8 protein-coding genes are annotated in these 14,031 nt (G+C 74.6%); 3 read left to right on the forward strand and 5 right to left on the reverse strand.

All coding sequences use genetic code 11. From position 1 onward, the window contains the following. Window positions 1–537: 537 nt before the first annotated feature. The gene (locus ICW24_RS15545; RefSeq protein WP_226346635.1) at window positions 538–2,118 is read left to right on the forward strand and encodes an amidohydrolase; all 1,581 of its coding nucleotides are present in this window, start codon (window positions 538–540) and stop codon (window positions 2,116–2,118) included. A gap of 262 nt (window positions 2,119–2,380) precedes the next feature. Here the strand turns inward: ICW24_RS15545 and ICW24_RS15550 are convergent, their stop codons facing one another. From ICW24_RS15550 to ICW24_RS15570, 5 genes are all read right to left on the reverse strand, one after another. After that, window positions 2,381–3,007, reverse strand: coding sequence for a hypothetical protein (locus ICW24_RS15550; protein ID WP_226346636.1), 627 nt, complete (start codon window positions 3,005–3,007; stop codon window positions 2,381–2,383). Window positions 3,008–3,885: 878 nt separating this feature from the next. Then, window positions 3,886–5,613 (reverse strand): ABC transporter family substrate-binding protein, encoded by a 1,728-nt coding sequence (locus tag ICW24_RS15555; RefSeq protein WP_226346637.1) that lies wholly within the window; start codon window positions 5,611–5,613, stop codon window positions 3,886–3,888. Beyond that, a complete protein-coding gene (locus ICW24_RS15560; RefSeq protein ID WP_226346638.1) occupies window positions 5,610–7,985 on the reverse strand; it encodes an ABC transporter ATP-binding protein in 2,376 nt (791 codons plus the stop codon). Before ICW24_RS15560 ends, ICW24_RS15555 begins: the two co-directional genes overlap by 4 nt. Continuing rightward, window positions 7,982–9,073 (reverse strand): ABC transporter permease, encoded by a 1,092-nt coding sequence (locus tag ICW24_RS15565; RefSeq protein ID WP_226346639.1) that lies wholly within the window; start codon window positions 9,071–9,073, stop codon window positions 7,982–7,984. Before ICW24_RS15565 ends, ICW24_RS15560 begins: the two co-directional genes overlap by 4 nt. Window position 9,074: 1 nt before the next feature. Continuing rightward, window positions 9,075–10,064: an ABC transporter permease gene (locus ICW24_RS15570; RefSeq protein WP_226346640.1), complete on the reverse strand. Its 990-nt coding sequence runs from the start codon at window positions 10,062–10,064 to the stop codon at window positions 9,075–9,077. A gap of 495 nt (window positions 10,065–10,559) precedes the next feature. Here ICW24_RS15570 and ICW24_RS15575 point away from each other — a divergent pair, with 495 nt between their 5' ends. Next, the gene (locus ICW24_RS15575) at window positions 10,560–11,738 is read left to right on the forward strand and encodes an acyl-CoA dehydrogenase family protein (RefSeq protein WP_226346641.1); all 1,179 of its coding nucleotides are present in this window, start codon (window positions 10,560–10,562) and stop codon (window positions 11,736–11,738) included. A gap of 28 nt (window positions 11,739–11,766) precedes the next feature. Further along, window positions 11,767–13,506 carry an acyl-CoA carboxylase subunit beta gene (locus ICW24_RS15580; protein WP_226346642.1) on the forward strand — a complete coding sequence of 580 codons (1,740 nt, stop codon included), beginning with the start codon at window positions 11,767–11,769 and terminating at the stop codon, window positions 13,504–13,506. The last annotated feature ends 525 nt before the right edge of the window (window positions 13,507–14,031 follow it).

Consider the following 14,031-nt stretch of genomic DNA (forward strand, 5'->3'; position numbering starts at 1 on the left):
CCCGGGACAGGCCCGGAGCGGCCGGCCGGGGGATCGAGCGCCCCGATCGGGCCGACCGGCGCGGACCGCCTTGACCGGGCCGACCGGCCCGACCGGGTCGACCGGCGCGGACCGCCTTGATCGGGTCGACCGGCGCGGACCGCCTTGATCGGGCCGACCGGCGCGGACCGCCTTGATCGGGCCGACCGGGCCGACCGCGTCGAGAACCGGGTCACTGTCGTTGTCGGCGCCGGCACGGGCCCGGAGCGGCCGGCCGGGGGATCGACCGCCCCGACCTGGCCGCCCCGGTCGGCCCGGCCGACCCGCGACGACCAGTCCCACAGGGCGGACCGCGTCGACCGGAGCCGACCTCGTCGGACGGGCCGGCCGCGCACGTCCCACCGTCCCCGGCCGACATGATCCGGCCGGGTCGCGCTGGGTACCCTGCCGGGACCGACGCACCTGCCGGTCCGTCCCTCGTCGTGATCCCGGGCCCGGCCTCGTTCGCCCACGTCGGTCCCTGTTCGTCTGCTGTCCCCCGTCGCCCCAGGAGCCACCGTGACCATCCGCGTCTTCCGCCACGGACGCATCCACACCGGAGCCGCCGAGCGGCCCGCCGAGGCGTTTGCGGTGCGGGCCGGGCAGATCCTCGCGGTGGGCTCGGAGGCGCAGGTTCGCCGGGCCGTCGGGACGGGCGCCGAGGTCGTCGACCTCGAGGGCGCGGCCGTCATCCCCGGCATCGCCGACGCGCATCTGCATTCGGGGTTGCTCTCGCGGGGCCTGGTGTCCGTGGATCTGCGCACCGCGACGTCGTCGGCGGAGTGCGCGCGGCGCCTCGCCGACCACGTCGCGGGGTGGCCGAGCACGCGGTGGGCGTTCGGTGGGCTGTGGGACGCCAACCTGTGGGCCGCGGGCGACGTCCCACACCGCGACGTGCTCGACGCCGTATGCCCCGAGCGCTCGGTCGCGCTCATCAGCGGTGACTGCCACTCGATGTGGGTCAACTCGGCGGCCCTCGCGCGTCTCGGCATCGACGCGGCGACACCGGACCCGCCCGGCGGGCAGATCGTCCGCGACGACGCCGGACGCGCGACGGGCCTCCTCCTCGAGGCGGCCCGGCACCCGGTCGAGGCCATCGAGGGGTCCGACGCCGGCGGCGACCTGCGCGAGCTGCTGCGTCGCGGTCAGGAGCACCTGCTGTCGCTCGGGCTGACGAGCGTCACGTGCTTCGACGGCGAGGACGTCCGCGAGGCGTATCTCGACCTGCACCGGGCCGGGGAGCTGCGCCTGCGGGTCCGCAAGTCGATCCCGGCGGCGGCCCTCGAGTCGGCGGTCGCCGAGGGCCGCCGCACCGGGGACGGTGACGACTGGTTCCGGACCGGCGCTGTGAAGATCTTCACCGACGGCGCGCTCGGCTCGCACACCTGCCACATGAGCCACGAGTTCGACGGTGAACCCGGCAACGCGGGCATGTGCGTGACGCCGCCGGCGGAGCTCGACCGTCTCGTCGGTCTGGCCTGTTCGAACGGGATCGCGGTGGCGGCGCACGCCATCGGCGACCGCGCGATCTCCGACGTGCTCGACGCGTTCGAGCGCAGCCGCGAGACGTGGTGGCGTCGACTGCGGCACCGGATCGAGCACGTGCAGCACGTCGACCCGGCCGACCTGCCGCGGATGGCGGCGCTCGGTGTCGTCGCCTCGATGCAGCCCGCGCACGCCCCGAGCGACATCGACCTCGTCGAGTCGCTCCTGGCGGGCCGCGGCCTGCTGTCGTACGCGTGGAACTCGGTGCGGGCGGCCGGGATCGCCCTGACCTTCGGCTCCGACGCCCCCGTCGAGACCGCCGACCCGTTCGAGGGCCTCGGTGCCGCCGTCCTTCGGACCCGCGCCGACGGCACCCCGGCCGGGGGGTGGCAGCCGCACGAGCGTCTGACGATGCGGCAGGCGTTGCACGCGTACACGACCTCGCCCGCCGACCCGATGGGGGAGGGGCGCGTCGGGGCGATCGCGCCGGGCCGGCTCGCCGACGTCGTCGTCCTCGACCGCGACCCGTTCGGCGAGGCGCCCGAGTCGGTGCGGTCCACCCGGGTGCTGCAGACGTGGGTCGCCGGGGAGTGCCGGTACGAGCGGCGAACGTAGGTGAGCGTGCGAGCCGGAGTGAGCGCGACGGGGGGCATCGGGCGGCGAGCGTAGGTGGGCGTGCGGGCTGGAGTGAGCGCGACGGGGGGGCATCGGGCGGCGAGCGTAGGTGAGCGTGCGGGCTGGAGTGAGCGCGACGGGGGGGCATCGGGCGGCGAGCGTAGGTGAGCGTGCGGGCCGGAGTGAGCGCGGCAGGGGACACCGGCGACTCGCACGGCCTGAGCGCTGGACGGCCCGAGCGCGCCTGACGGGGCGCTGGGCGTCAGCGGCGGCCGGGGTCCGAGCCGAGGACGTCGAACAACTCGGCCACGGAGTCGGCGAGGCGGTCGGGGGCGCCGGGCTGGGGCGTGGCCCACGACCGGGTCGACGACGTCGACCGGCTGGAGGAGCGCGGCGAGGGGGTCCAGGGGGCGGTCCGCTCGCTGCGCCGGGCGCGTGCCGCGGAGGCCTCCGATTCGCGCGCGGTGCGCGGGAGGGCGGTGCGCGAGGTGCGCGGCGAGGAGGTCCTCGCCGGGCTCCGGCGCGTCGTCGCCGTCTGCCGCCCGGAGAACGGCGTCCAGCGGGTGCCGGTGCGGTCGGTGGAGTCCTCGTCGAGTTGCGCGTCGGAGCGTCGCTTGCGTTCCGCGGCCTCGTCGAGCGCGTCCCACATGCTCCTCGGTTCGGTGCTCGGGCGGGCGGACCGGCCCGAGCCGCGCGGCCGGGGGGTCGCGGGGGTCGTGCGGCGAGGCGAGGCGCTGGGGGCCGGAGTGGCGCCGTCGGTGATCGTCGTCCGGGGTGAGGGTGAGGAGTCGTCGGCCCGCGTCGCCGCTCGGATCGGGGCGAGCACGAGGAAGATGAGCGCGAGCACGCCGAGGAAGACGACGATCGGACTCCACGTGCGCCGCGTCACCCGCCCCACCTCCTCGAAACCGCCTGTCCTCACTCGTGTGTAGACCAGATGCCGGGTGCAGGCAAGCGCCTCGCCGGCCGGTCCGCCGTGTCGGAGCACGGGTCGGAGCGTGCGACCCTGGGACGGGGAGCGGGGAGGGGAGACCACGCATGTCCGACGAATCGGGCGAAGCCGGCACGCCGCGCCGGGCGCGGACACCGCACGCATCAGAGCCGGCGATGCCACCGACGTCACCGCAGCGATCGACGACACGGGAGCCCCGGACGGCGACGACGCCCCGGGCGGCACCGACGCCACCTCGTGGGTGGAGGCGCTTCGGGCGTCGGGCGGGGGCGGGGGCGCCGGGGACTCCCGGCGCCTCGAGGCCGCCCGCGCCGATCTCGCCGGCGCGGCAGCTCGCGTGGGTGGGCGGGGCCGCGGCGCTCGCGCTGGCGCTCGCGGGCGGATGGCTGCTGCTCGGCCCCGGCGGCCCGGGGCTGCCCGGGAACCGTCCGTCGGGCGTCGTGACCGTCACGGCGACCCCGACGCACCCGGCGACCGGGGCGAGCACCCCTGCCACCGAACCTCCCCCCGGTGGGGGTACCCAGGACCCCACCGAGACCCCGGCCACCCCGACCGGGACCGGAGCGGCCCCGGGCGCGTCGCCGGACGCCGGCGCGACCGATCCGGGCCGCGCGACGGCGACCGACGGGCCGACCACCCCGACCACCCCGGAGCCGCCCGTGCCTGCTCCGTCCACCGCGATCCCCACGGTGCCGACGCCCGCCCCGCCGCCGCCGTTCCCGAGTGTCCCGGCCGCCCCGTCGGCGCCGGCCCTGCCCGACGTGCCCTCGCCGCCCGGCCCCCTTCCGCCCTTGCCCGGATGGTGAACCCGCGGCTCAGCCGTGGGCGCTGCCCGGGGTCCAACCGACGTTCTCCCACCGCGGGGTCAGCGACGCGAACATCGCGGGCCCCCAGTTCGCGAGACCGGCCCGCGTGGCCGTGATGACGGGCCCGTTCGAGATCGGGAGCTGGCCGTAGGTCTGGGCCATCCAGGCCTTCTCCGCCGCGTTGATCGCGGCGGCCTGCTGCGCCGGGTCGGCGATCGCACCGAGGCCGCGCAGTGTCGTGTCGAGGTCCGGGGTCCCGGCGCCCGACGCGTTCGACGGGGAATCCGAGCAGTACAGCTGGCAGACGGCGACGAGCGGGCTCGGTGAGCCGGACGACCATCCCATCGCGACGATGCCGTACTCCCGCTTCGCGATGGTCTCGCCGAAGGCGGCCTTGGGGCGGATGTCGAGGCGCAGGTCGATCCCCGCCTTGCGGACCTGGGTGCGCAGGAGCTGCGCGAGGGCGGTCTGGATCGGGTCGTCCCCGAAGCTCGTGTACGTCACGGACAGGGGGCGCCCGGCCTTGGCGTAGACGCCGTCGGCACCCGCCGTGTAGCCGGCGGCCTCCAGCGTCCTCCTCGCCTCCGGCACCGAGAAGCTCACCGGCACGTTGTCGCGGGCCTCCGGCTGGAAGGAGTAGTACAGGGCCGAATTCGCGGGTTTCTCGCTCCAGTTCAGCCCCGCGTACCGGACCCGCTTCCACTCCTCGCGGTCGACGGCCTGCCACAGGGCCTTGCGCACGCGCACGTCGGTGAGTCCCTCGGCCTTGGCGTTGAGGACGAGCACGTTCGTCGTCGTCCGCTGGCTGCGGCGCAGGTCGAGGCCGGGGGCGCCCTGGATCTGGGCGTAGCGGGCCTTGGTCGACACGCCGGTCGCGTCGATCTCGCCGTTACGGAACGCCGGGATCGTGGCCGAGTCGTCCATCTGGGTGAAGACCACGCGGTCGAGCAGCGGCCGCGCGCCCCACCAGGACGGGTTGCGCACGAGCACCAGGCTCTTGTTCGTCGGGTCCACCCGCTCGACCGTGAACGGCCCTGAGCGCCACTCCGCGTGGACGTCGGTCCGCAGGCCCGCGTTGAACGTCTCGGGGGAGGCGGCGACCTTCGGGTGGAGCAGGCTGCCGAACACCTCGGTGACCGGGTGGAACGGACGGGCGAACGTGACGACGACCTCGTGCGCGGTCGCCCCCCGCGAGACCGCCGCGATGTCCTCGTAGCCCGCGGTGGCGACGTTCTGGTACGGGCCTCTGCCCGTCGGGGCGGCGTTCGCCTTCCACGTCGCGGCGAACGCGGTGTGGTCGATCGGGGTGCCGTCGTTCCAGCGCGCCTTCGGGTTGAGCCGGTACGTCACGACCTGCCGGCCGCCCTCGGTCCGCACCGTCGGCAGGGCGAGGAGGAAGTCGGTCCGCGGCGAGATCGTGCCGTCCGGCGCGTAGTCGTAGAGCACGGGGTCGGTCGCCGCGACGACGTCGCGGTAGGACGAGACGTTCCCGCCGATGTGCCAGGCGTTGAAGTTCGCCGGCCAGTCCGTCATCGGCAGCCGCAGCGTGCCGCCCTGCTCGAGCGTCGACCGATCGGCGGGGTGGTTCGCGGCGAGCCGGCTCGCCCCGTCGGCGTCCTGGGTCGCCGGGGTGGCGGCGCCGCCGCCCGGTTCCCCACCGCCGGAACTGCATCCGGCGAGGCCCGCGGCGGCGGCGAGGGCGACCGCCGTGACCAGGGTGAGGGGACGTGCGCTCATCGGGGGGTCCTTTCGAGGGGCGACCCTGGGGCTACGGGGGCATCGGAGGCGGGGCGCGGGCGGGTGCCGAGGTGCGGGCCGGACGTTGCCGCGGTGTCGCGGGGGGTCGACCGGTCGAGCAGGGGAGCGTCCGGGAAGAAGCAGGCGTGCCGGTGGTCGGCACGGGAGTCCGCGTCGACCAGCGGGGGCTGCCGGGTCCGGCACCGGTGTGCCTCCGGTGCGTCGAGCCCGGGCAGGACGGGGCAGCGGGAGGCGAACACGCACCCCGCCGGGCGGTCGAGGGGCGAGGGCGGGTCGCCGGCGAGCGCGATGCGTTCGCGTCGACGCTCCCGCGGCGGGTCCGGGATCGGGACGGCCGACAGCAGCGCCCGCGTGTACGGGTGGCGGGGCCGGGCGAAGACCTGCTCGACGGCGCCGATCTCGACGATGCGGCCGAGGTACATGACGGCCACCCGGTCGGCGACGTGGGCGACCACGGCGAGGTCGTGCGCGACGAGGACGTAGGCGAGACCGAGCTCGGCCCGCAGGGCACCGAGCAGGTCGAGGACGCCGGCCCGCACCGACACGTCGAGGGCCGAGACGGGCTCGTCGAGAAGGAGGACGCTCGGGGCGACCGCGAGCGCGCGGGCGAGGCCCACGCGCTGGCGCTGTCCGCCGGAGAGCTGGGCGGGGAAGCGGTCCGCGTGGACCGGGTCGAGGTCGACGAGGCCGAGGAGCTCGCCGACGCGCGCGGCGACGTCCCCGGCGGGCGTCCCGGCGGCGCGCGCACCCTCGGCGACCGCCTCGAACACGGTCAGCCTCGGGTCGAGCGCGTCGCTCGAGTCCTGGAACACGAGCTGCACGTGCCGGCCCGACGCGCGAACCGCCCGCGCCCGCCGTCGCGCGGGCGGGCCCGACACCGGTGTGCCCAGCACCCGGACGTCGCCGGACTCACCGTTGGCCCCGCCTCCCGACGTGCCGCGTGACGCGTCGACGTCCGTCCCCGTGCTCATCCCGCAGGCGAGGTCCATGATCCGGCGCAGCGTCGTCGTCTTCCCGCACCCCGACTCGCCCACGAGAGCGAGGCACTCACCCGCGACGAGGTCGAGGTCGACGCCGTCCACGACGCGCACCGAGCCCCGGCGTCGCCGGAAGGGGGCACGCCCGCCGAGGGGGAACGAGGCCCGGAGGTCGCGTACCTCGAGCACGGGCGGGCGCTCCTCCCGCGGGATCGCCCGCAGCGCCGGCGTCGCGGGAACCGGTGCCGGGAAGACGTCTCGGGGGTCGACCCCGGGGCCCAGGTCGCCCGCGCGACGGCACGCCGCGACGTGCCCGGAGTCCCCCGGCCCGGACCACCCGACCCGCGCGCCGTGTCGATCGGTCGGGGACGGCCCGCCCCCACCTCCCGCCGGCACCGGGACCAGGGCGGGTTCGCCGTCCGCGCACGCGGGGACGGCGAGGGGACACCGCGGCAGGAACGGGCAGCCGGTCGGCTCGGCGAGCAGCGTGGGCGGCGAGCCGTCGACACCGGTGATCGGCGGCCCCGGCGCGCGCTCGAGCCGCGGGAGGGCGCCGAGCAGCCCGAGCGTGTACGGCATGCGGGGCCCGGCGAAGGTCTCGTCGACCCCGGCGCGCTCGACGACGCGCCCCGCGTACAGGACGGCCACGTCGTCGGCGAGACCGGCGACGATCCCGAGGTCGTGCGTGAGCAGCAGGAGCCCGGCGCCCGTCTCGTGCTGCGCGAAGCGCAGGACGTCAAGGACCTGGGCCTGGACCGTCACGTCCAGCGCGGTCGTGGGCTCGTCGGCGACGAGGACCCGGGGCTCGTTCGCGATCGCGGCGGCGATGACGACCCGTTGCCGCATGCCCCCCGAGAGCTCGTGCGGGTAGGCGTCGAGCACGGTCCGCGGGTTCGGGAGACCCACGAGGTCGGCCAGCTCCACCGCGCGGCGCCGCGCCGCCGGCCGGGACACGTCCTGGTGGGCGCGCACGGCCTCGACGATCTGATCGCCGACGGTGAGCACCGGCGTCAGGGAGCTCGACGGGTCCTGGAAGATCATCGCGAGGTCGCGGCCCCGGTACGCGGACATGGCCCGGTCGGGCAGGCCGAGCAGCTGCGTGCCCCCGAGCCGCACGGACCCCTCGACGTTCGCCCGGTCGGGCAGCAGCCCCATGAGGGCGAGGGCGGTGACCGACTTGCCGGCCCCCGACTCGCCCACGAGCGCGAGCGTCCGCCCGGCGTGCACGTCGAGGTCGATGCCGCGCACCGCGTGGACGGGACCGGCCTCGGAGCCCAGGCGCACGCGCAGGTCGCGGACCGACAGGATCGGTTCCCCGGCGGGCGCCGCGCCGCGCTCCGGTGTCCGGCTCCCGGCGACCGGGCCGGGGCTCACGCCCGACCCCCCGAGCCGGAGGTGGGGTCGAGGGTGTCGCGCACCCCGTCGCCGACGAGGGCGAGGGCGATCGTCAGCCACTGCAGGGTGATCGTCGGGCCCCAGAAGAGCCACGGATAGGCGGCCAGCTGCGAGGCGGAGTCGCCGATGAGCCGACCGAGGGAGACGTCGGGCGGTCGCACGCCGACCCCGAGGAACGACAGCGTGGTCTCCGCGACGATCGCGCCGAACGTCGTGAGCACCACCGTGACGACGAGGTAGGAGCCGAGGTTGGGGACGATGTGGCGCAGGACGATCTCCCGGTCGCTCACCCCGAGGTACCGGGCCGCGCGGACGTAGTCGCGCTCGCGCAGCGAGGCGGCGCTCGCACGGACGACGCGGGCGAGCCCGGCCCAGCCGAACGCCGTGAGGGCGAGGGCCAGGTGGAGCGCGCCTCCGCCGGTCGAGCCCATGAGCACGGCGACGACGAGGAACGACGGCAGCACGAGCATCATGTCGAGCACCCACACCCCGACCCGCTCCACCGTGCCGCCCCGGACGGCGATGGCCGTCCCGTAGACGGCGGCGAGCAGCGGCGTGACGAGGCCGACGACGAGCGCGACGAGCAGGGATCGCCCGGTGCCCCGGACGAGCATCGCCCACAGGTCGAACCCGCCGGCGTCCGTACCGAGGCGGTGACCGGCGGTCCCGGGCGGCGACCCGAGGTTGAGCAGGTCCTGCTGGTCGTAGGCGTACGGGTTTCCGGCGTTGCCCGCGAGAGCGAAGAGCACGACCGCGGCCAGCATCACCCCGCCGAGCACCGCGCCCGGGTTGCGCGCGAGGCGCCGGGTGACGAGCCGCATCCTCGGGGTGCCCACCGGCGCCCGGACCGGCGTCGTGATCCGCGCGAACCCGGCCCCGGCGGCCGCCCCCGGCGTCGCGAGACCGCCGCCGACACCGCCCGTGGCACCCGGGAGCGACGGCGTGCGCACCGGTCCGGGCCCCGTCGTCGGCCCCTCGCCGCCCTGCCGGCCGCGCCCGCCCCGTTCGCCCGGTCCGTGCTGTTCGTGCCGGCGGCCCGGTCCGTGCTGCACGCTGTGCTCCGTCACGTCAGTGCACCCGCACCCGGGGGTCGACGAGAGCGACCGAGAGGTCGGCGAGGATCGCCCCCACGGCGAACGTCACGCCGCCGAAGGCGACCCCGGCGACGACCGCGTTGACGTCCTGCGTCGCCGTGATCGCGCTCAGGGTGTACACGCCGAGCCCCTGCCACGCGAAGACCTGTTCGACGACGAACGTGCCCGTGAAGATCGCCGGGATGGCGAACGCGATGCCCTGCGCCACGGGGATGAACGAGGTCCGCACCGCGTGCCGCCGCACCGCCTGCCCCCGCGTGAGGCCCCGGGCGCGGGCGGCGCGCACGTGATCGGCCCCGATCGTGTCGAGGAGCAGAGAGCGCTGGAGGAGCTGATAGCCGGCGTGGCCGAGGAGCGTCAGGGCGATCGTCGGGAGGGCGAGGTGCTGTGCGACGTCGACGAGCCCGCCCCACGCGCCCGCCGGCGGCGTGGGTGACGAGGCGCCGCTGACATGGACGAGCCTGCGGCCGGCGCGCTCGTTGACCGCGATCCCCGCCAGCTGCACGCCGAGGCACAGCACGACGGCGGGGATCGTGCTGACCAGGTAGCTCGCCCCGGTGACGACCCGGTCGCCCCAGCTGTACTGCCGGGAGGCCGCGTACACCCCCAGGGCGACGCCGACGACGATCGAGGCGAGCGTCGCGAGGAGGACGAGCCGCCCCGAGACCAGAGCGCGGGCGAAGAACTCGTCGTTCACGCGGGTACCGTCCGGACCGAGCCCCCAGTCGAAGCGGAAGACGACCCCGGCGAGCCAGCGCGCGTACCGCTCGAGCACGCCGGCGTCGGGATCGAGGCCGTTGGCCGTGAGCTGGGCCGTGACCGCCTCCGGCGTGGGGCGCGGGGTGCGCAGCAGGAGCCGGGGCCGCGGGTCGAGGAACGACACGGCCGCGACGTACGACAGGGAGGTCGCGACGAACACCATGAGCGCGTACGAGGCCACCCGAGCCGTGAGGTAGCGGATCACGCGGGCTCACCGCCGTCCGTCGGAGCGGGGCCCGCCCATCCGGCGGCCGGGCGCCGGCGTCGACGCGGGCCACGCCGGGCCGGACGTGTGGTCATGGCCCCTCCCGGCGGTCGTGTCGTGGGCGGCGGTCCGCGACGGGGACCGCCGGGCGCGCCCACGCCGGGGTCGACGTCGGCGCGACCTGCGCTGCCGATGACCGGAAGCTAACACCGGGCACCGACAGGGTCCCGTCGATTCGGGTGCGTCGCGTCGCAAACCTACTGTGCCCGAGTCGAATCGAGTCCCGCTGCGCCGCGACCCGGGAGGGATTGCCCCCCGAGACGTCCATGCCCGCCAGTCGGGCCCGGGCCGCATCCGGCGCCGATCTGATCTACGTTGGCGGGGACGTCGACGGCGCGTCCGGCCCTCGGTCCCGATCGGATCGCGGTCGCCATCGCGTCGGCGCCGACCGCCGCGACCGCGGCCGGTCGGACACCCGTGCCGAAGGAGCAGCCGATGTTCGAACTGTCGAGCGACCACGAGGACTTCCGCCAGGCGGTCCGCGACTTCGCCGAGCAGGAGGTGGCCCCGCACGTCGCGCAGTGGGACCGCGACTCCTACTTCCCGAGTGAGCTCGTGCCCAAGATGGGCGAGATGGGCCTCTTCGGCATCGTCGTCCCGGAGGAGTACGGCGGCACCCGCGAAGAGGGCGCGTTCACCTACCTGTGCCTCGCGATCGAGGAGCTGGGCCGGGTCGACCAGTCGATCGGCATCACCCTGTCGGCGGGCGTCGGCCTCGGCATCAACCCGATCCTCACCTTCGGCGACCACGCCCAGAAGGAGCGCTTCCTGCCCGACCTCGTCGCCGGGCGCGCGCTGGCCGGCTTCGGTCTCACGGAACCGGAGGCGGGTTCCGACGCGGGGGCCACGAAGACCCGGGCGCGCCTGGAGGGCGACCAGTGGGTCGTCGACGGCGCCAAGGCGTTCATCACGAACTCCGGCACCGACATCACGTCGGTGGTCACGGTGACGGCCCGCACGGGGCAGCGCGAGGACGGGCGTCCCGAGATCAGCGCCATCATGATCCCCGCCGGAACCCCCGGGTTCACCGTGGAGCCCCCCTACCGCAAGCTCGGCTGGCACATCAGCGACACCCACGGGCTCACGTTCGAGAACTGCCGCGTCCCGGAGGAGAACCTGCTCGGGGCGCGCGGGCACGGGTTCCGCCAGTTCCTCGCCACCCTCGACGACGGTCGCATCGCCATCGCGGCGCTCGCGGTGGGCATGGCGCAGGCGATGCTCGAGCAGTCCACCGAGTACGCGAAGACGCGCATCGCCTTCGGGCGTCCGATCGGCGTCAACCAGGGCGTCTCGTTCCCGATCGCCGACCTGGCCGTGTCCGTCGAGGCCGCCCGCCTGCTCACCTACAAGGCGGCGTGGCTCAAGGACGAGCTGGAGGCCGGCCGGCGCACGTCCGCCGAGGTCAAGAACGCCGCCGCCATGGCCAAGCTGTACGCCACGGAGGCCGCCGTGTCGGCGACGCGCACGGCCGCGCAGGTGTTCGGGGGCAACGGGTTCATGGAGGAGTACCCGATCGCCCGGTTCTACCGGGACGCGAAGATCCTCGAGGTCGGCGAGGGCACGTCGGAGGTCCAGCGGATGCTCATCGGTCGCGGCCTCGGCCTGCCGAGCTGACGCCCGCCCGAGACGACGAGGACCACACATGAGCGAGACCACCGACACCACCGAGACCACCGAGACCACGGACGCCACCGACACCTCCCTCGGCGCAGGCGCCGAGACGACCCCGACGACCACCAGGACCACCACGACCGGCACGGCCGCGGCGAGGACGGTCCTGCCCACGCCGCCGGACGGCCCCACGGACGGGTCGTTCGCGGCACCGACGCCGCCGGAGCGGGGCGGCGACCCGCGCGTCGCCGACGTCCGGGCCCGGCTCGCCGCCGCCCACGAGGCGTCGGGGACGCTGTCCGAGAAGGCGCGCGCCAAGCTCGACTCGCAGAACAAGCTGTACGTCCGCGACCGGATCGATCGCCTCTTCGACCCGGGTAGCTTCGTCGAGGACGGGCGGTACGCCAACGCGATGGCGCCGGGCCTGCCCGCGGACGGGGTGGTCACGGGTCGGGGGACCGTCGACGGGCGTCCGGCGATCGTCATCGCCAACGACCCCTCGGTGAAGGCCGGCTCCTGGGGGGCGCGCACGGTCGAGAAGATCATCCGGGCGACGGAGGCCGCGCTGCGCGAGGAACTCCCGGTCTTCTGGTTCGTCGACTCGGCCGGGGCGCGCATCACCGACCAGGTCGAGATGTTCCCGGGGCGCCGGGGGGCGGGGCGGATCTTCCACAACCAGGTCGCCCTCTCGGGGCGGGTCCCGCAGATCTGCTGCCTCTTCGGCCCCTCGGCGGCGGGCGGCGCCTACATCCCCAGCTTCACCGACGTCGTCATCATGGTCGACGGCAACGCGTCGATGTACCTCGGCAGCCCCCGCATGGCCGAGATGGTCGTGGGGGAGCGGGTCAGCCTCGAGGAGATGGGCGGGGCGCGGATGCACTGCACGGTCTCCGGGGTGGGCGACCTTCTCGTGGCCGACGACGAGGAGGCCATCGACCTCGCGCGCCTGTACTTCTCCTACCTGCCCGAGAACTGGCGGCTCGACCCTCCGGTCTACGAGGCGGAGGAGCCGTCGGCGCCGCTGACCCGCACGACCGTGCCGGAGGTGGAGAGCCGCCCGTTCGACGTCCACGAGGTCATCGACGGGCTCGTCGACGACGAGTCGTTCTTCGAGATCAAGCCGCTGTTCGCGGCCGAGCTCGTCGTGGGGTTCGGGCGCCTGGAGGGGCGCACGATCGGCATCGTCGCTAACAACTCGATGGTCAAGGGCGGGGTGCTGTTCACCGACTCGGCCGACAAGGCCACCCGCTTCATCTGGCTCTGCGACGCGTTCTCGATCCCGCTCGTGTACCTCGCCGACGTGCCGGGCTTCATGATCGGCTCGGAGGTCGAGCGGGGCGGGATCATCCGGCACGGCGCCAAGATGGTCGCCGCCGTGTCCGAGGCCACGGTGCCCCAGCTCTGCGTCGTCGTCCGCAAGGCGTACGGCGCCGGCCTGTACGCGATGGGCGGTCCGGGGTTCGGGCCGGAGGCGACGATCGCGCTGCCGACGGCCCGCATCGCGGTGATGGGCCCCGAGGCCGCGGTCAACGCGGTGTACGCGAACCGGATCGCGGGGATCGAGGACCCGGACGAGCGTGAGGCGTTCGTCGCGGCGCGGCGGGCGGAGTACGAGACGGACGTCGACCTCGAGCGGTTGGCCGCCGACCTCGTCATCGACTCCGTCGTCGAGGCCGACGAACTCCGCGACGACATCGCGCGTCGCCTCCGGTTCGCCACCCGCCGGGAACGGGAGTTCTCCCGGCGGCGCCACGGGGTGTACCCCGTCTGACCGTGGGGCCGACCGGGGCCCGACCAGGGCTGACCGGGTTGACCAGGGCTTTTCCGGGCCCGAGCTCCCGGTCGCCGGCAGTGGTGCGGTCGCACACGCGCCGACCGCCCGGCCCGGAGTTGACCCGTCACCGACGACGTGCTTATGATGTCCAGGTTGCCCGGTTCCGGGAGCACACCCACCGACGAGGATCTCGCTCTACGAGCGTGCCCGCGAGTCGGCGGATTTGACTCTTCGAGGACAGCGCAATAAGTTTCTGCGAGTCGCTTCCGAAGCGCAGGTCGAAGCCTCTCCTTCCGAATCACATCGGAAAGAGCGAATTTGACCGGCACGAAGAGGAAGAGATAAGCTGAAGAAGTCAGCCGGGAAGAGAACGAAGCGAAAAGCTTCCGGATCTTTCGAGAGCGTCCGATGTTTGAGAACTCAACAGCGTGCCAAAAATCGATGCCAATTGTTTGTTGGTTGAAGTCAATTCGCAGCCTGTGATGGGTTGCATTGTTTCAGCCAGGATTTTCGGGTGTGTCT

Source organism: Agilicoccus flavus, assembly GCF_014857905.1.
Lineage (GTDB): Bacteria > Actinomycetota > Actinomycetes > Actinomycetales > Dermatophilaceae > Agilicoccus > Agilicoccus flavus.

What these genes read in the sequence shown, in the direction of transcription:
- ICW24_RS15580 (WP_226346642.1), top strand. Translation starts at nt 11,767, where the DNA reads ATGAGCGAGACCACCGACACCACCGAGACCACCGAGACCACGGACGCC.
- ICW24_RS15555 (WP_226346637.1), bottom strand. Translation starts at nt 5,613, where the DNA reads ATGAGCGCACGTCCCCTCACCCTGGTCACGGCGGTCGCCCTCGCCGCC.
- ICW24_RS15575 (WP_226346641.1), top strand. Translation starts at nt 10,560, where the DNA reads ATGTTCGAACTGTCGAGCGACCACGAGGACTTCCGCCAGGCGGTCCGC.